The organism is Streptomyces sp. JLBT605 (assembly GCF_058215555.1).
In genome coordinates, this window is record NZ_CM177087.1 from 4,006,183 (window position 1) to 4,026,923 (window position 20,741).

16 protein-coding genes and 1 riboswitch are annotated in these 20,741 nt (G+C 72.5%); of the genes, 10 read left to right on the forward strand and 6 right to left on the reverse strand.

Annotated features, from left to right (window positions below):
- The first annotated feature begins 175 nt into the window (after positions 1-175).
- Both AC4BDD_RS17400 and AC4BDD_RS17405 read left to right on the forward strand, forming a co-directional pair.
- Entirely contained in the window at positions 176-1,165 is a 990-nt protein-coding gene (locus AC4BDD_RS17400) for a malate dehydrogenase (RefSeq protein WP_490686363.1), read from the forward strand.
- Between the two features lie 328 nt (positions 1,166-1,493).
- Positions 1,494-2,165 (forward strand): transcriptional regulator, encoded by a 672-nt coding sequence (locus tag AC4BDD_RS17405; protein ID WP_490686364.1) that lies wholly within the window; start codon positions 1,494-1,496, stop codon positions 2,163-2,165.
- 124 nt (positions 2,166-2,289) lie between these two features.
- Here AC4BDD_RS17405 and AC4BDD_RS17410 read toward each other — a convergent pair whose 3' ends face one another.
- Together AC4BDD_RS17410 and AC4BDD_RS17415 are read right to left on the reverse strand one after the other, a co-directional pair.
- Positions 2,290-3,525, reverse strand: coding sequence for a metallophosphoesterase (locus AC4BDD_RS17410; protein WP_490686365.1), 1,236 nt, complete (start codon positions 3,523-3,525; stop codon positions 2,290-2,292).
- Positions 3,526-3,738: 213 nt separating this feature from the next.
- Complete coding sequence (locus tag AC4BDD_RS17415) at positions 3,739-4,521, reverse strand: hypothetical protein (RefSeq protein WP_490686366.1); 783 nt, start codon at positions 4,519-4,521, stop codon at positions 3,739-3,741.
- A gap of 261 nt (positions 4,522-4,782) precedes the next feature.
- Here AC4BDD_RS17415 and AC4BDD_RS17420 point away from each other — a divergent pair, with 261 nt between their 5' ends.
- The 5 genes from AC4BDD_RS17420 (at position 4,783) to AC4BDD_RS17440 (ending at position 12,443) form a co-directional block, all read left to right on the forward strand.
- A complete protein-coding gene (locus AC4BDD_RS17420) occupies positions 4,783-6,285 on the forward strand; it encodes an aldehyde dehydrogenase family protein (RefSeq protein ID WP_490686367.1) in 1,503 nt (500 codons plus the stop codon).
- A gap of 124 nt (positions 6,286-6,409) precedes the next feature.
- On the forward strand, positions 6,410-7,963 hold the full coding sequence (locus AC4BDD_RS17425) for a GMC family oxidoreductase (RefSeq protein ID WP_490686368.1): 1,554 nt from the start codon (positions 6,410-6,412) through the stop codon (positions 7,961-7,963).
- Positions 7,960-9,093: a quaternary amine ABC transporter ATP-binding protein gene (locus tag AC4BDD_RS17430; RefSeq protein WP_490686369.1), complete on the forward strand. Its 1,134-nt coding sequence runs from the start codon at positions 7,960-7,962 to the stop codon at positions 9,091-9,093. The genes AC4BDD_RS17425 and AC4BDD_RS17430 overlap by 4 nt, the downstream gene beginning before the upstream one ends.
- Positions 9,094-9,391: 298 nt before the next feature.
- Positions 9,392-11,458 (forward strand): ABC transporter permease, encoded by a 2,067-nt coding sequence (locus AC4BDD_RS17435; protein WP_490686370.1) that lies wholly within the window; start codon positions 9,392-9,394, stop codon positions 11,456-11,458.
- A 1-nt stretch (position 11,459) separates the two neighbouring features.
- Positions 11,460-12,443 (forward strand): ABC transporter substrate-binding protein, encoded by a 984-nt coding sequence (locus tag AC4BDD_RS17440; protein WP_490686371.1) that lies wholly within the window; start codon positions 11,460-11,462, stop codon positions 12,441-12,443.
- Between the two features lie 140 nt (positions 12,444-12,583).
- On the opposite strand, the gene AC4BDD_RS17445 is transcribed toward AC4BDD_RS17440, so the two are convergent.
- Together AC4BDD_RS17445 and AC4BDD_RS17450 are read right to left on the reverse strand one after the other, a co-directional pair.
- The gene (locus AC4BDD_RS17445) at positions 12,584-13,306 is read right to left on the reverse strand and encodes an isocitrate lyase/PEP mutase family protein (protein WP_490686372.1); all 723 of its coding nucleotides are present in this window, start codon (positions 13,304-13,306) and stop codon (positions 12,584-12,586) included.
- Positions 13,303-13,791 carry a carboxymuconolactone decarboxylase family protein gene (locus AC4BDD_RS17450; protein WP_490686373.1) on the reverse strand — a complete coding sequence of 163 codons (489 nt, stop codon included), beginning with the start codon at positions 13,789-13,791 and terminating at the stop codon, positions 13,303-13,305. The genes AC4BDD_RS17445 and AC4BDD_RS17450 overlap by 4 nt, the downstream gene beginning before the upstream one ends.
- Positions 13,792-13,838: 47 nt before the next feature.
- Here AC4BDD_RS17450 and pdxR point away from each other — a divergent pair, with 47 nt between their 5' ends.
- On the forward strand, positions 13,839-15,470 hold the full coding sequence (pdxR, locus tag AC4BDD_RS17455; protein WP_490686374.1) for a MocR-like pyridoxine biosynthesis transcription factor PdxR: 1,632 nt from the start codon (positions 13,839-13,841) through the stop codon (positions 15,468-15,470).
- An 18-nt stretch (positions 15,471-15,488) separates the two neighbouring features.
- Here pdxR and AC4BDD_RS17460 read toward each other — a convergent pair whose 3' ends face one another.
- Positions 15,489-15,956 carry a hypothetical protein gene (locus tag AC4BDD_RS17460; RefSeq protein WP_490686375.1) on the reverse strand — a complete coding sequence of 156 codons (468 nt, stop codon included), beginning with the start codon at positions 15,954-15,956 and terminating at the stop codon, positions 15,489-15,491.
- A 319-nt stretch (positions 15,957-16,275) separates the two neighbouring features.
- Between AC4BDD_RS17460 and AC4BDD_RS17465 the strand changes: the two genes are divergently transcribed.
- The gene (locus AC4BDD_RS17465) at positions 16,276-17,751 is read left to right on the forward strand and encodes a S41 family peptidase (RefSeq protein WP_490691813.1); all 1,476 of its coding nucleotides are present in this window, start codon (positions 16,276-16,278) and stop codon (positions 17,749-17,751) included.
- 78 nt (positions 17,752-17,829) lie between these two features.
- Here AC4BDD_RS17465 and rocD read toward each other — a convergent pair whose 3' ends face one another.
- On the reverse strand, positions 17,830-19,035 hold the full coding sequence (rocD, locus tag AC4BDD_RS17470) for an ornithine--oxo-acid transaminase (protein ID WP_490686376.1): 1,206 nt from the start codon (positions 19,033-19,035) through the stop codon (positions 17,830-17,832).
- Between the two features lie 190 nt (positions 19,036-19,225).
- Positions 19,226-19,317, forward strand: a riboswitch (ZMP/ZTP riboswitch).
- A 44-nt stretch (positions 19,318-19,361) separates the two neighbouring features.
- Here rocD and glyA point away from each other — a divergent pair.
- Positions 19,362-20,636, forward strand: coding sequence for a serine hydroxymethyltransferase (gene glyA / locus AC4BDD_RS17475; protein WP_490686377.1), 1,275 nt, complete (start codon positions 19,362-19,364; stop codon positions 20,634-20,636).
- The last annotated feature ends 105 nt before the right edge of the window (positions 20,637-20,741 follow it).

The following is a 20,741-nucleotide window of genomic DNA, read 5'->3' on the forward strand; positions in this document are numbered from 1 at the left end:
CGCTCACCCTGCTCACCCTGGGGTCACCCCGCTCGCGCGCCGTACCCTGCGTGACGCCGTGGTGACAAGGGACACAACGGGGGCGGCGGGCCCCGGACGCGGCCGGGTCGGATAGCCTGACGCGGGTATCTCGACACCAAGAGATCTAAGCTCTGATAACACGCTGGAGACCGCCATGACCCGCACTCCCGTCAATGTCACCGTCACCGGCGCCGCCGGCCAGATCGGCTACGCGCTGCTCTTCCGCATCGCCTCCGGTCACCTCCTCGGCGCGGACGTGCCGGTCAAGCTCCGCCTGCTGGAGATCCCGCAGGGGCTGAAGGCCGCCGAGGGCACCGCCATGGAGCTGGTGGACAGCGCCTTCCCGCTGCTTCAGGGCATCGACATCACCGACGACCCGAACGTCGCCTTCGACGGTGCCAACGTCGCCCTGCTGGTCGGCGCCCGCCCGCGCACCAAGGGCATGGAGCGCGGTGACCTGCTGGAGGCCAACGGCGGCATCTTCAAGCCCCAGGGCAAGGCGATCAACGACCACGCCGCGGACGACATCAAGGTCCTGGTCGTCGGCAACCCGGCCAACACCAACGCGCTCATCGCCCAGGCCGCCGCGCCGGACGTACCGCGCGACCGCTTCACCGCGATGACCCGCCTGGACCACAACCGGGCGCTGGGCCAGCTCTCGAAGAAGACCGGCGTCCCGGTCTCCGAGATCAAGAAGGTCACCATCTGGGGCAACCACTCGGCCACCCAGTACCCGGACGTCTTCCACGCCGAGATCGCCGGCAAGAACGCCGCCGAGGTCATCAACGACGAGAAGTGGCTCGCCGAGGACTTCATCCCGACCGTGGCCAAGCGCGGTGCGGCCATCATCGAGGCCCGGGGCGCCTCCTCCGCCGCCTCCGCGGCCTCCGCCGCCTTGGACCACGTCAACACCTGGGTCAACGGCACCGCCGCGGGCGACTGGACCTCCATGGCCATCCCGTCGGACGGCTCCTACGGCGTCCCGGAGGGCCTGATCTCCTCCTTCCCGGTCACCACCAAGGACGGCAAGTACGAGATCGTCCAGGGCCTGGAGATCAACGAGTTCTCCCGCACCCGGATCGACGCCTCCGTCCAGGAGCTCTCGGAGGAGCGCGAGGCCGTCCGCGCCCTCGGCCTCATCTGAGCCTGACGCACAGCGGCGCGCCGTACCGGCGCCGGATCGCTCGAAGGGCCGCCCCGGAAGACTTCCGGGGCGGCCCTTCGCCGTGTCTGCGAGCTGCTGGAAAGTCCCTACGCTCGGCGCGTTCTGCAGCGCCGGCAGTCGCAGAGGGGCCAGGAGCTGCTGAGCAGGGGCGGAGCGAACTGCCGCTGGGCGGCTGCAGGATAGGCGTACCGCGGCACGCGTTCGCGCCGGTCGCTGAGTTCACGTCGTACACGCGCAGCGTCATCACCGACATCACCAGTCCTCCTCGACGGTTGCTCGCCCCGTCGGCCGCCACTTGCGGGCCGGGATGCGGATCGCGGCCGAGCGGGCCATTCAGGCGGCAGAGCGATCAGGGGACCCGCTCGGCGTCTTCGCCGGGATCTACCGGCTTGCCCACGCCTTTGTCCGGCTCCGCCGTTTCGATCAGGCGGAACATGCCGCGGAGTCGGCCGTGGCCGCACTCAAGCGGCACGTTGACGAGAACGCACGCCCCGAAGCGCTGTCGCTGCTCGGATCGCTGCACCTGGTGCTCGCACTGGACTACGCACGCGCGGGAGACCGTTCCCGGGCGCGGGCGGAGACCGGTCGGGCGCGACGTCTGGCAGCGCAGCTGGGCTCCGACCGCAATGACTTCAACGTGGAGTTCGGGCCGACCAACGTGGAGATCCAGGCCGTCTCCGTGGCTGTCGACCTCGGTGACGCCGGATCGGCGCTGGACCTCGGCGAGGGTATCGACGCCACGCACCTGTCGGTGGAGCGGCAGGCCCGGCTGTCCATGGACCTCGCACGGGCCCATGCCCAGCTGCGGCACGTGGGTGAGGCCGTCGAACACTTCCAGCGCGCGGAGCGACTGGCCCCCGAGATGATCCAGACCCACACCGCGTCCCGTGCTGCCATCCGCGACCTGAGGCTCGTGTCCGGACGCTCCGCGCCTCCGGAGCTGAAAGCTCTCGCGCGGCGCGCGGACGCGATGCCGTGAGCCCGCGCGGAGCCGCCTGGGTAGCGCCCGCCACCGGTGCGGGGTGATCCCGCCTCATCCCACATGCTCGCCATCGCGCGAGCCTGACGGTGGCCGGAGCCGGGCTCCGGCCACCGGGGCCGGCTCAGCGGCTCGCCGTCACCGCCGCGCCGGTGGTGAAGGTGTGCGCGAGGTGGGGGGTGGAGGTCGCGACGTCCACGGTGTAGACCTCCACGGTCAGCTTCTCCGCGGCGGCCTTCAGGACCATGAAGCCGCTGTGGGAGAAGTCCTGCCAGCGCGCCGGGTTGGAGCCGTGGGCCTTGCCGTCGCCGGACTTGCCCGCCGCTCCGCAGACGATCTGCCGGGTGCCGCGGCTGCGGGTGGTCGGCTCCAGGATCTGCAGGGTGTGGTCGTGCCCGGACAGGATCAGGTCGGCCCGCCCGCACACCACCTCCTCGTACAGCTCCTTGAGGTGGATGCCGCTGGTGTAGTTGCCGATGACGAAGCCGTCGTAGGAACCGGCGTTGCCGTGCTTGCCGTTGTTCAGATACGGGTGGTGGCCGATGACGATCTTCCACTTGGCGCGGGAGGCGGTCAGCGCTCCGTCCAGCCAGCGGCGCTGCTCCCGCATGTACGGGCCGTCCCAGCGGAAGTACGGGTCCAGCTGCACCACGGAGGAGGCCACCGGGTTGGTGTCGAGTGCGAAGAACTCCACCAGCGGGGCCGAGGAGCCGGGGGCCGCGGGCAGCGCGACCGAGTAGTAGCGGGCGGGCATGTACCAGCGCCGTGAGGTGGTGGCGTAGGCGACCTCGCGGTCACCGCGCGACGGGTCGCCGCCGCTGCCGGGTATCAGCCCGGAGCAGTCGTGGTTGCCCAGCACCATCAGCCAGGGCACGTCGATACCGGTGTTGGGCTGCTCGAACTTGGTCGCGAACTCGTCGTCGTGCGCGGACTCCGGGCCGTTCTCGTAGAGGTTGTCGCCGAGCCCGACGGCGAGCCCCACGCCGCTGGTCGCGCAGATCCGCTTCGCCGCGGCGGCCACCGCGTGCTGGACCTCGTCGCCGGTGCCCGCGTCGCCGGTGAGCAGCACGGTGTACGCGCCGTCCGCGCCGGGGCCCTCGGGCAGGGGGTACTTGGCGACCGGGGCCGCGGCCCGGGCGGTCTCGGCCTTGGGTGTCGCGGCCTGCGCCCGGTCCCCCGTCAGCTGCGGCAGCACGGTCAGGGCGGCGGCGCCGGCGACCGCTCCACCCAGCACCCTGCGCCGGTTCACCCGGCCGGACGCCGGAACGGTCCGCCCGGTGGTGGTCACGCTCCGGTCGAGATCGAGCCACTGCGACTCGGTCAGATCCGGGCGGGGCGGGGTGAGTTCGTCATCGCACATGCCATGTTTCTCGCAGGTAACTTCCACGCGCTGGTGAAGAACCGACGAAGGATGGGTGAAGTGTTTTGGCGCCGGGTGTGGTGGCTGGATGCCGACGCCCCCGGCGGCCGGGTGGCCGCCGGGGGCGTCAAGGGGTGGGGGGTGGGGCCGCCTGTGCGGCAGCCGCCTCTTCGGCCGGGTCCGCGGCCCGGCCGGTGGTTCAGCCGGCGGGGCTCAGGCGCCGAGCTGCTCCAGCTTGGAGACGTCCATGGACTCCGCCTTGGTGGGCGTCTTGGTCGGCACCGGCTTGCCGAAGTCGGAGAAGGAGGCGCTGCCCGGGTCGGTGCCGCCGATCTGCTCCATCTTCAGCGGGTGCGGCTTGCCCACGGTGGCGACGTAGACCGTGATGGTGTTGCCGCCGGCGTGCTTGCCCTTGACCGAGACGACCTTCTGGCCGTTGACGGTGGTGGTGCCGCCCTTGGTCAGGCCCGTCGCCGGCCACATCGAGCCGGTCATGTCGGACTGCAGGTCGGCGAGCTCGCAGATCCCGGCCATGTCCTTCATCATGTCGTCGGACGTGGTGCCGTGCAGCCACCGGCCCTTGAACAGCTCGGCGGCGCCCGCGCCCTGCGTGCCCAGGTTGGCCTTCCAGAACGCCTCGTCCGGCTTCATCCAGACCTTGTCGCCGAGCTTGATGATCTCGAAGGAGCCCATCGAGCCGGCGGAGAAGGACCCGGCGCAGTTGCCCGTGGAGTCCAGGGTGAGGTCGATCTTCGTCTTCTCGCCGTCCTCGACGGTGGACTGCGTCACGTGCAGTGACTTCGCGCCCTTGAGCTCCGCCTTGGCCTTGTCGGCGATCTCCTGGGCGGTCAGCTTCTCCACGCCGTTGCCGGCCGGGGTCTTCACGCCCCCGGTGGGCTTGTCGCCGCCCTTGTCCTCGTCACCGCCGCAGCCGGTGACGCCCATCACCATGACCGCACACGCGGCCACGGCCCATGCTCTGTGCTTACGTGCCATAACGGCGCCCTACCCCTTGATCAAAAAACGTGCTTACCAAGTGCTCACAAAGTGCCTACTTACGAGCGCTTTACCTTACGATCCGCGCGCGCGTGCGCGCACACTCGATCACGCATTCGACGGCAAGAGGTGTGGCGCGTTCGTGACGAGGGCCACTTTCGGCCGCCAATCGGGCATACGAACGAGTCTTCCGGTTAGGGGTCCTTCGTTGCTGGCGTGGCCAGCAGGGAAAGACCTGGGAAAAACCGGAAGGCAGAACACGTGTCGGCAGTCGAGACGATTCATGTGAACGGGGTGTGGCGGGCAGCCGCCTCCGGGGCGCAGCGGGAGATCCTCGACCCCGCCGACGCCAAGACCCTCGCGGTCGTCGCCGAGGGCGGCGCCGAGGACACCGACGCGGCCGTGGCCGCCGCGCGCCACGCCTTCGACCACGGCCCCTGGCGGCACACTCCGGTCGCCGAGCGGGCCGCGCTGCTGCGCCGGGTCGCCGACCTGCTGCAGCGCAACCGGGAGGCCATCGCGCTGATCGAGAGCCGCGACACCGGCAAGACCCTGGAGGAGGGCCGGGTCGACGTCGACGACGTGACGGCCGCCTTCCGCTACTTCGCCGACCAGATCGTCGCCGAGCCGGCCGGCCGGGTGGTGGACGCCGGCGATCCGCAGGTGCACAGCGTCGTGGTGTACGAGCCGGTGGGAGTGTGCGCGCTCATCACCCCGTGGAACTACCCGCTGCTCCAGGCCAGCTGGAAGATCGCCCCCGCGCTCGCCGCCGGCAACACCTTCGTGATCAAGCCCAGTGAGATCACCCCGATGTCCACCATCGAGCTGGTGACCCTGCTGGTGGAGGCCGGGCTGCCGGACGGCGTCGCCAATGTGGTGACCGGCGCCGGCGACCCGGTCGGCGCCCGGCTGGCCGACCACCCCGATGTGGACCTGGTCTCCTTCACCGGCGGCCTGACCAGTGGCACCAAGGTCATGCGGGCCGCCGCCGACAGCGTCAAGAAGGTCGCGCTGGAGCTGGGCGGCAAGAACCCCAATGTCGTCTTCGCCGACGCCTGCGCCACCGCCGAGGGCTTCGACACCGCCGTCGACCAGGCGCTGAACGCCGCCTTCATCCACAGCGGGCAGGTCTGCTCGGCCGGCTCGCGGCTGATCATCGAGGAGTCGGTGCGCGAGCGCTTCGTCGCCGAACTCGCCCGCCGCGCCGAGCGCATCAAGCTGGGCCGGGGTACCGAGGACGGCGTCGAGTGCGGTCCGCTGGTCTCGGCGCAGCAGCTGGACAAGGTCGAGGCGTACGTCGCCTCCGCCCTCGCCGAGGGGGCCGCGCTGCGCTGCGGCGGGACCCAGCCCGAGCCGTCCGCCACTCGCCCCGCGACCGGCTACTTCTACCTGCCCACCGTGCTGGACCGGTGCGACCGCCGGATGCGGGTGGTCCGCGAGGAGACCTTCGGCCCGATCCTGACCGTGGAGTCCTTCACCACCGAGGACGAGGCCGTGGAGCTGGCCAACGACACCGAGTACGGGCTGGCGGGCGCCGTCTGGTCCTCCGACACCGCCCGCGCCCGCCGGGTCGCCGCGCGGCTGCGGCACGGCACCGTCTGGATCAACGACTACCACCCCTACCTGCCGCAGGCGGAGTGGGGCGGCTTCGGCAAGTCCGGCATCGGGCGCGAACTCGGCCCCTCGGGACTGGCCGAGTACCGCGAGTCCAAGCACGTCTACGAAAACCTCCGGCCCCGGCCGGTCCGCTGGTTCGCGGGCTGACCCCGCCGGCCGGACCCGATCCGGACCCGTACCCGTACCCCGGACCGGGCCCGGACCGGCGTCCGGCCGCCAGGCGAAACCCGCTCATTACGCCACGCACCTTATGCGTCAAGGAGTCACCCCCATGTCCCCCAAGCCCACCTACGACTATGTCGTCATCGGCGGCGGCACCGCAGGATCGGTGATCGCCTCCCGCCTCGCCGAGGACCCCGGCACCACCGTCGCGGTCATCGAGGGCGGGCCCTCCGACATCGACCGCCCCGAGGTGCTCACCCTGCGCCGCTGGCTGGGGCTGCTCGGCGGTGAACTCGACTACGACTACCCCACCACCCCGCAGCCGCGCGGCAACTCCTTCATCCGGCACAGCCGCGCCAAGGTGCTGGGAGGCTGCTCCTCGCACAACACCCTGATCTCCTTCAGGCCGCTGCCCGGCGACTGGGACGAGTGGGCCGAGGCGGGGGCCAAGGGCTGGGGCGCGGCCGCCATGGACCCCTACTTCGAACGGCTGCGCAACAACATCGTCGCCGTCCACGAGAAGGACCGGAACGCCATCGCCCGGGACTTCGTGCAGGCCGCGCAGGAGGCCGCCGGAGTGCCGCGCGTGGAGGGTTTCAACGCGGCGCCCTTCCACGAGGGCGTCGGCTTCTTCGACCTCGCCTACCACCCGGAGAACAACAAGCGCTCCTCCGCCTCCGTCGCCTACCTCCACCCGCACCTGGAGGCCGGCGACCGGCCCAACCTCCACCTGATGCTGGAGACCTGGGCGTACCGGCTGGAGTTCGACGGCACCCGCGCCACCGGCGTCCGGGTCCGCACCAAGGACGGCGAGGAACTGCTGGTCGAGGCGGCCCGCGAGGTCGTGGTGTGCGCGGGCGCGGTGGACACCCCCCGGCTGCTGCTGCACTCCGGGATCGGTCCGGCCGATGATCTCCGATCGCTGGGCATTCCCGTCCTCCGCGACCTGCCGGGCGTCGGGGAAAACCTTCTCGACCACCCCGAGTCGGTGATCGTCTGGGAGACGAATGGTCCGATTCCGGAGAATTCCGCGATGGATTCCGATGCCGGGCTCTTTGTGCGCCGGGATCCCGAATCCCGCGGCCCGGACCTGATGTTCCACTTCTACCAGATTCCGTTCACCGACAATCCCGAGCGCATCGGCTACGAACGGCCCGAGCACGGTGTGTCGATGACCCCGAACATCCCCAAGCCGCGCAGCCGTGGCCGCCTTTACCTCACCAGCGCCGACCCCCAGGTCAAACCGGCCCTGGACTTCCGGTACTTCACCGACGAGGACGACTACGACGGCCGCACCCTGGTCGACGGGATCAAGCTGGCGCGGGAGATCGCCCGCACCGAGCCGCTGGCCGGCTGGCTGAAGCGCGAGGTCTGCCCGGGGCCGGATATCACCTCCGATGAGGAGCTGAGCGCCTATGCCCGGCAGGTCGCGCACACCGTCTACCACCCCGCCGGCACCTGCCGGATGGGCGCCGCCGACGACGAGCTGGCCGTCGTCGACCCGCAGCTGCGGATCCGCGGCCTGGAGGGCATCCGCATCGCCGACGCCTCCGTCTTCCCGACCATGCCGGCGGTCAACCCGATGATCGGAGTCCTGATGGTGGGGGAGAAGTGCGCCGAATTGCTCGCGGGGGGCCCGACCGCTGGAGGTGGTGCCCGATGAGCACCGACAAACTCGACCCCAAGAAGACCGCCGGCCCGGTGACCGCCCCCGGCGCGGCCGACGCGAGCGAGGCCGTACGCGCCGCGAACGGCACCGCCCCGGTCTTCTCGGTCCGCAACCTGTGGAAGGTCTTCGGCCCGAAGGCCGAGCGCGTGCCCGGCAGCCGGCTGGCCGAGCTGTCCGCCGAGGAGCTGCGCCGGGAGAGCGGCTGCACCGCCGCCGTCCGCGACGTCTCCTTCGACGTCCGGCCCGGTGAGGTCTTCGTCGTCATGGGCCTGTCCGGCTCCGGCAAGTCCACCCTGGTCCGCTGCCTGACCCGGCTCATCGAACCGACCTCGGGGAGCCTGGAGATCGACGGCGAGAACGTCCTCGCCATGGACAAGGCCCGGCTGCGGGACCTGCGGCGGCACCGCGCCGCCATGGTCTTCCAGCACTTCGGCCTGCTGCCGCACCGCAGCGTGCTGGACAACGTCGGCTACGGCCTGGAGATCCAGGGCGTGGCCAAGGCCGAACGCCGCGCCCGCGCCGCCGAGATGGTGACCAAGGTGGGCCTGGCCGGCCTGGAGCGCCGCCGCCCCGGCCAGCTCTCCGGCGGCCAGCAGCAGCGCGTCGGGCTGGCCCGCGCGCTCGCCGTCGACCCCGAGGTGCTCCTCTTCGACGAGCCGTTCAGCGCGCTCGACCCGCTCATCCGCCGCGACATGCAGGAAGAGGTCATCCGGCTGCACCGCGACGAGGGCCGCACCATGGTCTTCATCACCCACGACCTCGGCGAGGCGCTGCGGCTCGGCGACCGGATCGCGCTGATGCGCGACGGCCGGATCGTGCAGCTGGGCACCCCCGAGGAGATCGTCGGCTCCCCGGCCGACGACTACGTGCGCGACTTCGTCCGCGATGTGCCGCGCGAGCAGGTCCTGACGGTCCGCACCGCGCTGCGCCCCGCCGAGTCCGGCGAGGCGGACACCGGCCCGGCCCTCGCGCCCGACACCACGGTGGCCACCGCCATCGAGGCGGTCGCCCGCAGCGGCGGCCCGGCCCGGGTCATGGACGGCCCGCGGCTGCTCGGCGTCGTCGACCACCAGAGGCTGCTCGCCGTCGTGGCGGGCCTGACGACCGAGGGGGCGGCGGCATGAGCGTGACCCTCCGCTACCGCCACCAGCAGCGCGTCCTCGTCCGCCGCGGCACGATGCCCGCGCATCCGTCCCGCGGCGCGGCGACGAGTAGCGCCCCGACCGGGCACGCGCCGACTGGCGGTGCCCCGTCCCGTGGCGCCCGCACCGGCGGCGCCCTTGGCACCGCGGCGGCCCGCCGCGCCGCGCGAGCGCGGCGGTTCCGCACGGCCTTCGCCGCGTCGCCCGCCGCAGGCGCGACGGCAGGTGCGCCGCGCGAGCCCGCGTGGAGACGCGCCGCGGAGAGCCGTGGGGAGCGCGCATGAGTTCCACCGCTTCCACCGCCAAGACCGCCACTGCCAAGACCGCCGCCACCAAGACCGCTGTCGGCGCGACCGCCGTTGCCAAGACCGCCGCCGCCGGGGCCGGGCGGGCCGGGGACATCTCCGCGCCGGCCGGGGCGCTGCGCGCCCTGTCGGCTCACCGGGCCGTGCGGAAGCTGCTGGTGCTGGCCGTGCTGGCCGCCGTGCTGGTGCCGCTGGCGCACGCCCGCTGGGCGAGCGGCAGCTGGCCGCAGGCGCTGACCGTCGACGTGTCCGAGCCGCTCGGTGACGCCAGCGACTGGATCATCGACAACCGGGACAGCCACCCGGTCTTCCTCTACTTCTTCGGCCACATCAGCAACGCGATCATCGTCTCGGTGCGGGCCGTCTACCTCACCCTGCTCGCCCTCGGCTGGGCCGGGGTGACCGCCGCCGCCACCCTGCTGGCCTGGCGGGTCGCCGGCGTGCGGGTCGCGCTGACCGCCGCCGGGTCCTTCGCGGTGTGCGGGCTGCTCGACATGTGGGTGCCGACCATGCAGACGCTGGCCCTGATGGCCGTCGCGGTCAGCGTCTCGGTGCTGGTCGGCGGCGCGCTCGGGCTGGCCGGCGGGCTGTCCGACCGCATCCACCGCATCCTGCGGCCGGTGCTGGACACCATGCAGGTGCTGCCCGCCCTGTCGTACCTCCTCCCGTTCGTCATGATCTTCGGCATCGGTGTGCCCGGCGCCGTCCTGGCCACCGTGATCTACGCCGCGCCGCCGATGGCCCGGCTCACCGCGCTCGGCCTGCGCCAGGCGGACGCCGGCGTCATGGAGGCGGTGACCTCGCTCGGCGCCAGCAGCCGTCAGCGGCTGCTGTCGGCCCGGCTGCCGCTGGCCCGCAAGGAACTGCTGCTGGGCGTCAACCAGACGATCATGATGGCGCTGTCGATGGCCGTCATCACCTCCATGATCGGCGGCGGCGGTCTGGGCGACCGCGTCTACCAGGCGCTCTCCACCGTCGACGTCGGCAAGGCGCTGGCTGCCGGCATCCCCATCGTGCTGCTCGCCGTCGTCCTGGACCGCACCACCGCGGCGGCCGGCGAACGCGTCGGCACCCAGCCCACCGGCCCCCGTCTGCTGCGCGGCGCCCCCGCCTGGGCGCTGGCCGTGGCCCTCACCGCCGCCGCGGCCCTGGCCGGACGCGCGGCGGGCGCCCTGAGCTGGCCGGACGGCTGGACCGTGGCCATCGCCGAGCCCGTCAACGAGGCCAAGGAGTGGATGGTCGACCACCTCTACTCCGACGTGCCCGTGGTCGGCGGCACCGCCGACTGGGCCGAGCACTACGTCAAGTGGGTGCTGGACCCGCTGCGTGACGGACTCCTGGCCCTGCCCTGGTACGCCATGCTGCTGATCGTCGCCGCCCTGGCCTGGCTGATCGGCACCTGGGCCACCGCCCTGACCGCCACCCTCGCCATGGCCGCGATCGGTGTGCTCGGCAAGTGGGAGCCGTCGATGGACACCCTCTCCCAGGTGCTCGCGGCCGTCGCCATCACCCTCGTCCTCGGTGTCGCCATCGGCGTCGCGGCCGCCCGCAGCCCCCGCCTGGAGCGGCTGCTCCGGCCGGTCCTGGACATCTGCCAGACCCTGCCGCAGTTCGTCTACCTGATCCCCGTCGTCGCCCTCTTCGGTGTCGGCCGGGCCCCGGCGGCGGCCGCGGCGATCGTCTACGCGCTGCCCGCCGTCATCCGCATCACCACCCAGGGGCTGCGGGGCGTCGACCCGGCGGCGATGGAATCCTCCCGCTCGCTGGGCGCCACCCGCACCCAGCAGCTGTGGCAGGTCCAGCTCCCGCTGGCCCGGCCCGCCCTGCTGCTCGCCGTCAACCAGGCCGTCGTCCTGGTCCTGGCCGTCGTGATCATCGGCGGTCTGGTCGGCTCCGGCGCCCTCGGCTACGACGTCCTCTTCGGCCTGGCCCAGGGCGATCTGGCGACCGGCATGGTCGCGGGCGTGGCCATCGTCTGCCTGGGACTCATGCTCGACCGGGTGACGCAGCCGACGGCGCGCCGCCCGCAGAAGGGAGCCTGACATGGCTCGCACCCGTACCAAGACCCTCATCGGCGCGCTCACCGGCACCGCGGCCCTGCTCGCCGTCACCACCGGCTGCGGCAAGGCCGACATGACCAAGCAGTCCTCGCCGTACGCAGGCGCCGACGGCGCGAAGACGGTCACGCTCTCCGTGCAGTCCTGGGTCGGCGCGCAGGCCAACGTCGCCGTGGCCCAGTACCTGCTCGAACACGAGCTGGACTACCGCGTCGACACCGTCCAGGTCGACGAGGTGCCGGCCTGGGACGCGCTCAGCCAGGGCCGGGTGGACGCGCTGCTGGAGGACTGGGGCCACCCGGAGCAGGAGGCCCGGTACGTCAAGGACAAGAAGACCATTGCCTCCGGCGGCGACCTCGGGGTCACCGGCCACATCGGCTGGTTCGTCCCCAAGTACTTCGCCGACGCCCACCCCGACGTCACCGACTGGAAGAACCTCGACAAGTACGCCGGGCAGTTCCGCACCGCCGAGAGCGGATCCAAGGGCCAGCTCCTGGACGGTTCACCCTCCTACGTCACCAACGACAAGGCGCTGGTGGACAACCTCGACCTGGACTACCGGGTGGTGTTCGCGGGCTCCGAGGCGGCGCAGATCACCCAGATCAAGCAGTTCGCCAAGAAGAAGCAGCCGTTCCTGACCTACTGGTACGAGCCGCAGTGGCTGTTCAACGAGGTGCCGATGGTGGAGGTGAAGCTGCCGAAGTACACCGACGCCTGCGCGGCGAAGGGCACCGAGGACCCCACCACCGTCGACTGCGCCTACCCCACCACCCCCCTGCAGAAGTACCTCAACGCGGACTTCGCGCGGGAGGGCGGCAAGGCGGCGGCGTTCCTGAAGAAGTTCCACTGGACCAAGGAGGACCAGAACGCCGTCTCGGAGATGATCGCCTCGGAGGGGATGACCCCCGAGGACGCGGCGGAGAAGTGGGTGAAGGAGAACCCGGAGGTCTGGAAGAAGTGGCTGCCGTGATCCCGCCGCCCCCACTGGCCCCGCTGGGCCGCGCGGGCTGCCGGCGGTGGTGACGACGCCGAACCGCTGCCACTGCTGCTGACGTTGTGGCAGTGGCAGTGGCGGTGGCGGTGGCAGTGGCAGTGGCCGGCGTCGGCGCCTCAGCCGCGCAGCCGCTCCGCGGTCTCCCGCAGGGCGTCCATCGTGGCGCGCTGGAGGTCGCCGCCGAAGGTGACTCGGGTGGCGCCCAGTTCGGCCAGGCGGCGGGGGCTGGGGCCGTCGAGGGAGGCGTATGCGTTGAGCGGCGCCGGGATGGCGGCGGCGAGCTGCGGGAGCAGCTCGGCCGGGGCGGTGATCGGGTAGACGCAGTCCGCGCCGGCCTCCACGTAGGCCCGGGCCCGCTGGATCGCCGCCTCCGGCGCCGGGTCACCGCGCAGGAAGGTGTCGACGCGGGCGTTGACCACCAGGCTGCCGGCTGCCGCCGCGCGCACCTCGGCCAGCCGGTCGGCCTGCCGTGCCGGGTCCACCAGCCGCTTGGTCGTCCGGTCGCTGTCCTCCAGGTTGCAGCCCACAGCCCCGGCCTCCAGCAGCCGTTCGACGAGCTCCCGGGGGGCGAGGCCGTACCCGTCCTCGATGTCCGCCGTCACCGGGACGTCCACCGCGCGGGTGATCCGGGCGATGGCGGCGAACATCTCGGCGGGTGGGGCCGCGCCGTCGGCGTACCCGAGCGACGCCGAGACCCCCGCGCTCGGCGTCGCCAGGGCCGGGAACCCGGCGTCGGCGTACACCCGCGCGCTGGCCGCGTCCCAGGGGCCCGGCAGGACCAGGGGGTCGCCCGGGGCACGGTCGTGGTGCAGGGCGCGGAACGCCTCGGCGCGGCTCACCGGTGCTGGCCCGGCTGGTAGGAGCCCGGCTCCATGCGGGTGGTCACGCCGATCCGGTTCCAGGCGTTGATGACCAGGATGAGGGAGATCAGCTGTGCCAGCTCCTGCTCCTCGAAGTGGAGGGCCGCCCGCTGGTACACCTCGTCCGGCACGAAGCCGTCGGTCAGCACGGTGACGGCCTCCGTCAGCGCCAGTGCCGCCTGCTCCTTCTCGGTGTAGTAACCGGCCGCCTCCTCCCAGGCGTTGAGCAGGTAGATACGGGCTTCGGTCTCGCCCGCGTGCCGGGCGTCCTTGATGTGCATGTCGAGGCAGAAGGCGCAGTGATTGAGCTGCGAGGCGCGGATCTTGACCAGCTCGACCAGGACCGGGTCCAGCCCCTTCCGGGCCGCCGCGTCCAGATTGATCATGGCCTTGTAGACGTCCGGGGCGAGCTTGGCGAAGGGCATCCGGGGACCGTGCGTCGAGGTGTTCTCCTGGGGACTCATGACCACCACGCTAGGCGGCGGACGGCCCGGGGATATGGTCCATTCCCATGGAGGATTCATGGGCCAATGAGGTGTCATCCGGGGCGGCGCGGGACGCCGGACCGGGGATGGGCCCGGAGGCGGTCTCGGGGCAGGCCCCCAAGGCGGCCCCCGGGGCGGTCGGCGATACCGCCGCGGAGGCCCTCGCGCGGGTGGGCAGCGATCTCCACCTCGATCTGACGGAGCTCGGCCGGGCGCGGGCCAGGGCCGGCGACGCGGCGAGCGCCGGGGGTGCCGGAGGCGCCGGCGCAGGCGATGCCGGGGACGCGGGCCGGGGGGCCGGGGGCATACGGGCGGCCCTGATCCGCGCGCTGCGCGACGCGGTCCGCGACGGACGGCTGGCCCCCGGCACCCGGCTGCCCTCCTCCCGCACCCTCGCCGCCGACCTCGGCATCGCCCGCAACACCGTCGCCGACGCCTACGGCGAGCTGGTCGCCGAGGGCTGGCTGACCGCCCGTCAGGGCTCGGGCACCCGGGTCGCGCGGCGCGTCGTGCCGCCCGAGCCGGCCGGACCCCGCCCGCCGCGCCCCGCCGAGCCGCTGACCCGGCCGCGCTACAACCTGCTGCCCGGCTCGCCGGACGTCTCCGCCTTCCCCCGCGCCGCCTGGCTCTCCGCCGCCCGCCGCGCCCTGACCACCGCCCCCCACGACGCCTTCGGCTACGGCACCGCGCGCGGGCGGCCCGAACTGCGCGAGGTGCTGGCCGAGTATCTGGCGCGGGCCCGCGGGGTACGCGCGCACCCGGAGCGGATCATGGTCTGCGCCGGCTTCATGCAGGGCCTGGGGCTGCTCGCCAGGGCGCTGGGGGAGCGCCATGGCGATGCCGGCGAGGTGGCCGTCGAGTCCTACGGGCTGGATCTGCACCAGGACGTGATCACCCGGGCCGGGCTGCGCACGGTGCTGCTGCCGGTCGACGAACACGGCGCCCGCACCGATGAGTTGGCCGGGCTACCGGATGTGCGGGCGGTGCTGCTGACCCCGGCGCACCAGTTCCCGACCGGCCACTCGCTCCATCCGGACCGGCGGGCCGCCGTGGTGGACTGGGCGTCCCGCCACGGCGGGCTGGTCCTGGAGGACGACTACGACGGCGAGTTCCGCTACGACAGGCAGCCGGTGGGCGCGCTTCAAGGGCTGGACCCCGAGCATGTGGTCTATCTGGGCACGGCCAGCAAGAGCCTGGCGCCCGCGCTGCGGCTGTCCTGGATGGTGCTGCCGGAGTGGCTGATGGAGGCGGTGCTGGAGCTCCGGCGCACCGGGGAGTGGCAGACCGGCGGGATGGAGCAGCTGACGCTGGCGGAGTTCATCCGCTGCGGCGCCTACGACCGCCATGTGCGCGGGATGCGGCTGCGCTACCGGCGCCGCCGGGACCAGCTGGTCGCGGCGCTGGCCGAGCGGGCGCCGCACATCAAGGTGACCGGTATCGCGGCCGGGCTGCACGCCGTCATCGAACTGCCGCCGGGCACCGAGCTGTCGGTGGTGCAGGGCGCGGCCTGGCAGGGTCTGGCGCTGCACGGTCTGGCGACCTACCGCCGCGCGGCGGGCGAGGGGCCGGACGCGCTGGTCTTCGCGTACGGCACCCCGCCCGACCACGCCTTCACGGGCGCCCTGGACGCGCTCTGCCGGGTGCTGCCCCCGCCGTGATCAGCACATCCGGGCGCGTCAGCCGGTGACGAGCTTGCCGTCGCGGATGTGGAACCGGTGCACCGGCGAGCACCCGATGGACGGGGTGACCAGCAGGCTCAGTCTGATCCGCTGCGGCTTGACGCTCGCGGTGGAGAACTCGCACACCGACTGCGGCCCGGTGAGCGGGAACCAGAACCAGCTGTCCTTCTTCCCCACCAACCTCCTGTCCTGGAGCCGCCACTGGTGGTCGATCTTGGCGAAGGTGGTCAGCCGGACGCTGGCCGCGAACTCGTCGGTGGTGGAGCGCACGGCGGTGACGGTGACCAGGAGCTGGTTGCTGACCGTGGCGGCCGCGATGGTCCGCGTCCGCGGGTTGGTCTTGGCGTCGGGGCCGGGGCCCGGGGCCGCCCCGGCCGGAACCGCCCCGGCCACCGCGACCGTTCCCATGGCCACGGCGCTCGCGGTCAGGACGACCTGACGGATTCGGCGTGCATCGGTCTTCATGCTGATCTCCTGATGAGAGAGTCGGGAGTTTCGGCCGCATCTCGCCCATGCGGTGACACCGTTTGTCTGCTTATCAGATGAGACACATGCCAGCTTTGTCCGGTTGTACGGGGTGTCCGTGTCGGGTGGAGAGTTCGCCCGCCCGGAGCAGCGCGGGGGATAACCCCCGCATGGATCGGCGGGGCTGCGGGATGGGCCGGCGCTCCCGCGCCGACCAGCATGGACACCACGAGAAGGAGTCGATCCGCAGGAGGACCGGACCGTGTTGCCGAAGAGTTCCGTTGCCAGGGTGGTGACCGCGGCCGCGCTGCTGGGCGCCGTGGGCGGGGCGGCCTTCGTCGCCTGGCCCGACGACTCCGCGCACGCCGCGGCAGAGAAGGCACCCGCGGCCGGGACGGCGTCCGTGGAGGGCGTCTGGCGGATGGACGGCTACGGAACCGTGCTGGAGATCTCCCACGGGCGGCTCCAGGAGTACCAGACCACCGCGGTCAGCTGCATCGAGGGCGACTCCGCCCGGCGCACCGGCGGGGGCGGCGGCGCCGCCACGTACACCAGCGCCGACAAGACCGTCTACCGGCTGCGGACCGGCGCCGGCCACCGGGCCGGACCCGCCGGACAGGCGTGGCTGCACATCGACGGAGCCCCCAACGACCGAGGGCTGCGGCGGATCGCCGCGCTGCCCGGCGACTGCGCCACCGCCCCGGCGTCCGGTGCGGAGAAGACCGAGGGCCGGGCCGGGCGCTCCACGGCCACCAGCGCCGCCCCCGGCCCCGACTCCGACTCCGCCCACGACCCCGTGCACGTCTTCGACGTCTTCTGGCGCACCTTCGAGGAGAACTACCCCTTCTTCGCCGCCAAGGGCGTCGACTGGCACGCCGTCCGCGACCGCTACCGCCCGAAGGTGCACGCCGGGATGAGCGACCGGCAACTCCGCGACGTCCTGCGCGAGATGATCGCCCCGCTGAACGACGCGCACGTCTACCTCGCCGACCCCAGCGGCGTCTTCGCCAGGACCCGGCCCGGCACCGTGCTGCCCGGCCCCGAGCTGGACAAGCGGGCCGTCTCCCTGATCGAGGAGCGGGACCTCGCCGGCCGCCGGCTGCGGCGGTTCGCGCGCGGCCGCATCGGTTACGCCGACCTCCCGCACGACCAGGGCTATCTGCGGATCTCCGGGTTCGGTGGCTACACCGACGACCGCGACGACAGCTACGCCGCCAACAGCGCGGAGCTCGACAAGGCCCTGGACGCGGTGTTCACGCACCGCCGCACCGCCCGGCTGCGCGGCCTCATCATCGACCTGCGGATCAACGGCGGCGGCTCCGACAGCCTGGGGCTGAAGATCGCCGAGCGCCTCACCGACCGCGGCTACCGCGCCTACGCCAAGCAGGCACGCAACGACCCGGACGACCCGGCCCGCTTCACCCGGCTCCAGCCCATCCCGGTGCGCCCCGCCGACGGCCCCCGCTACACCGGGCCGGTCGCCGTCCTCACCGGCGGCTCGACCTTCAGCGCGGGCGAGACCTTCACCCAGGCGCTGATGGACCGGCCCGGCGGATCCATCCGGATCGGCGAGCACACCCAGGGCGTCTTCTCCGACGTCCTGGTGCGCGCCCTGCCGAACGGCTGGGAGTTCGGCCTGCCGAACGAGGTGTTCCGCACCCGCGACGGGCGCACCTTCGACGGCCCCGGCATCCCGCCGGACTTCTCCGAGCCGGTCTTCACCGAGGAGGAGTTCCGCCTCCACCGCGATTCCGCCTTCGACCGGGCCGTCGCCGTCCTGCGCGCCCGCCGCTGAACCGGCGCCGGTGCGCGGCGGCGGACGGACGCCGCCCCGCGCACCGGCCGGTGGGCTCAGGCCCACCGGCCGGTGGGCTCAGGCGCTCAGCACCTCGCGCAACTGCTCCAGCCCCCAGTCCAGGTCCTCCTTGCTGATCACCAGCGGCGGCGCGATGCGGATCGTGCTGCCGTGGGTGTCCTTGACCAGCACCCGCCGCTCCATCAGCCTGGCCGAGATCTCCCGGCCGGTGCCACGCGCCGGATCGATGTCGACACCCGCCCACAGGCCGCGGCCCCGCACCGTCTCCACCGCGCCCTGGCCGATCAGCAGCCCCAGCTCGTGGTGGAGGTGCTCGCCCAGCTCCGCGGCGCGCTGCTGGTACTCGCCGGTGCGCAGCATGGCGATCACCTCCAGGGCGACCGCGCAGGCCAGCGGGTTGCCGCCGAAGGTGGAGCCGTGCTCGCCGGGGCGGTAGACCCCCAGCACCTCGCGGGAGGAGACCACCGCGGACACCGGCACCACGCCGCCGCCCAGCGCCTTGCCCAGGATGAATACGTCCGGGACGACGCCCTCGTGCTCGCAGGCGAAGGTCCGGCCGGTGCGGCCCAGGCCGGACTGGATCTCGTCCGCCATGAACAGCACGTTCCGCGACCGGGTCAGCTCCCGGACCCCGGCCAGGTAGCCGGCCGGCGGCACCAGCACGCCCGCCTCGCCCTGGATCGGCTCCAGCAACACCGCCACGGTGTTCTCGTCGACCGCCGCCTCCAGCGCGGCGAGGTCGCCGTAGGGGACGATCTCGAAGCCGGGGGTGTACGGGCCGAAGTCGGCGCGCGCCTCCGGATCGGTGGAGAAGCTGACGATGGTGGTCGTCCGGCCGTGGAAGTTGTTCTCCGCCACGACGATCTTCGCCTGGCCGTCCGGCACGCCCTTGACGCGGTAGCCCCACTTGCGGGCCGTCTTCACCGCCGTCTCGACCGCCTCCGCGCCGGTGTTCATCGGCAGCACCATCTCCATGCCGCACAGATCCGCCAGCGCGGCGCAGAAGTCCGCGAACCGGTCGTGGTGGAAGGCGCGCGAGGTCAGCGTGAGCCGGTCCAGCTGCGCCTTGGCGGCGTCGATCAGACGGCGGTTGCCGTGACCGAAGTTGAGTGCGGAGTAACCGGCGAGCATGTCCAGGTAGCGGCGGCCCTCGACGTCGGTCATCCAGGCGCCCTCCGCCGACGCGACGACGACCGGCAGCGGGTGGTAGTTGTGCGCGCTGTGAGCCTCTGCTGCGGCGATGGCGCGTTCCGTTGAGGTCAACGTGTGCTCCGTTCGGTCTCGCGGCTGACGTCGGATCATTTCTATCGTCGCGCGGCCGGAATGCGAAGAGACCTTGTGGTAAGGAGATCGTGACGGGCGGCTTCGTCCAGCGATCCTCGAGACCGGCCGCAGGGTCTTCGGACGGGCCCCGGTGGGCGGGTGTCACCGCCCCTGCCGCCGTAGACTTGTCAGCGCGCACCGTGACTGGCACACGTGGAACGGACCACGAGGAAGCGGTGTGCGGCCAGCCGCCACGAGGTGCCGCCTGCCTGGGCACCCCGGGAACACGACCGGAACACCAGCCGTCGCCCCGGAGGACCTGACCGATGAGCCTGCCGCTTTCCCACCCCGCCCTGACCGCCGCCGACCCGGAAGTGGCCGCTCTCGTCGGCTCCGAGGAGCAGCTCCAGGCGGCCACCCTGCGCATGATCGCCAGTGAGAACTACGTCTCCGCGGCCGTCCTGGAGGCCGGTGGCACCGTCCTGCAGAACAAGTACAGCGAGGGCTACCCGGGCCGCCGCTACTACGAGGGCCAGCAGGTCATCGACCAGGTCGAGGCGCTGGCCGTGCGGCGCGCCAAGGAGCTGTTCGGCACCGGGCACGCCAATGTGCAGCCCTACTCCGGCTCGCCCGCCAACCTCGCCTGCTACCTCGCCTTCGCCCAGCCCGGGGACACCGTGATGGGGATGTCGCTGCCGATGGGCGGCCACCTCACGCACGGCTGGGGGGTCTCCGCCACCGGCAAGTGGTTCAGGGGCGTGCAGTACGGCGTGCGCCAGGACACCGGCGTCGTCGACTTCGACGAGGTGCGCGACCTGGCCCGCAAGGAGCACCCGAAGCTGATCTTCTGCGGTGGCACGGCGGTGCCCCGCACCATCGACTTCGCCGCCTACGCCGAGATCGCCCGCGAGGTGGGCGCGGTGCTGGTCGCGGACGTCGCGCACATCGCCGGGCTGATCGCGGGCGGCGCGCACCCCTCGCCGATGCCGCACGCCGATGTGATCTCCACGACCACCCACAAGACGCTGCGCGGCCCGCGCGGCGCGATGCTGCTGGCCCGCGAGCCGGAGAACCTCGGCAAGGCCATCGACAAGGCGGTCTTCCCCGGTCTCCAGGGCGGCCCGCACAACCAGACCACCGCCGCCATCGCGGTGGCCCTGCACGAGGCGGCGCAGCCCGCCTTCCGCACCTACGCTCACGCCGTCGTCGCCAATGCCAAGGCGCTGGCCGAGGAGCTGCTGGCGCGCGGCTTCGACCTGGTCTCCGGCGGCACCGACAACCACCTGATCCTGATGGACCTCACCCCCAAGGACGTGCCGGGCAAGGTCGCCGCCAAGGCCCTGGACCGGGCCGGGATCGTCGTGAACTACAACACGGTCCCCTACGACCCGCGCAAGCCCTTCGACCCCTCCGGCATCCGCCTCGGCACCCCGGCGCTGACCTCGCGCGGCCTGGGGGTCACGCACATGCAGGAGGTGGCCGAGTGGATCGACCGGGGCGTGGGCGCGGCGCGGACCGGTGACGAGGAGACGCTGGCCAAGATCCGGGCCGAGGTCGCCGAGCTGATGGCCGCCTACCCGGCGCCCGGCCTGCCGACGTAACCGGTCACCGGACCGGAGGGACTGATCACCTTCACCGGGGGAGGGGACTGATCACCTTCCCCGGGGGCGGTCGGGGGACGGCCGGGCACCTGAGACAATAGGAGC

Bases quoted from the DNA above. Each gene is read 5' to 3' on its own strand.
- AC4BDD_RS17425 (WP_490686368.1), top strand. From the start codon at position 6,410: ATGTCCCCCAAGCCCACCTACGACTATGTCGTCATCGGCGGCGGCACC.
- AC4BDD_RS17460 (WP_490686375.1), bottom strand. From the start codon at position 15,956: ATGAAGACCGATGCACGCCGAATCCGTCAGGTCGTCCTGACCGCGAGC.
- AC4BDD_RS17440 (WP_490686371.1), top strand. From the start codon at position 11,460: ATGGCTCGCACCCGTACCAAGACCCTCATCGGCGCGCTCACCGGCACC.
- AC4BDD_RS17450 (WP_490686373.1), bottom strand. From the start codon at position 13,791: ATGAGTCCCCAGGAGAACACCTCGACGCACGGTCCCCGGATGCCCTTC.
- pdxR (WP_490686374.1), top strand. From the start codon at position 13,839: ATGGAGGATTCATGGGCCAATGAGGTGTCATCCGGGGCGGCGCGGGAC.
- AC4BDD_RS17405 (WP_490686364.1), top strand. From the start codon at position 1,494: ATGCGGATCGCGGCCGAGCGGGCCATTCAGGCGGCAGAGCGATCAGGG.
- AC4BDD_RS17415 (WP_490686366.1), bottom strand. From the start codon at position 4,521: ATGGCACGTAAGCACAGAGCATGGGCCGTGGCCGCGTGTGCGGTCATG.
- AC4BDD_RS17400 (WP_490686363.1), top strand. From the start codon at position 176: ATGACCCGCACTCCCGTCAATGTCACCGTCACCGGCGCCGCCGGCCAG.
- AC4BDD_RS17430 (WP_490686369.1), top strand. From the start codon at position 7,960: ATGAGCACCGACAAACTCGACCCCAAGAAGACCGCCGGCCCGGTGACC.
- glyA (WP_490686377.1), top strand. From the start codon at position 19,362: ATGAGCCTGCCGCTTTCCCACCCCGCCCTGACCGCCGCCGACCCGGAA.
- AC4BDD_RS17435 (WP_490686370.1), top strand. From the start codon at position 9,392: ATGAGTTCCACCGCTTCCACCGCCAAGACCGCCACTGCCAAGACCGCC.
- AC4BDD_RS17410 (WP_490686365.1), bottom strand. From the start codon at position 3,525: ATGTGCGATGACGAACTCACCCCGCCCCGCCCGGATCTGACCGAGTCG.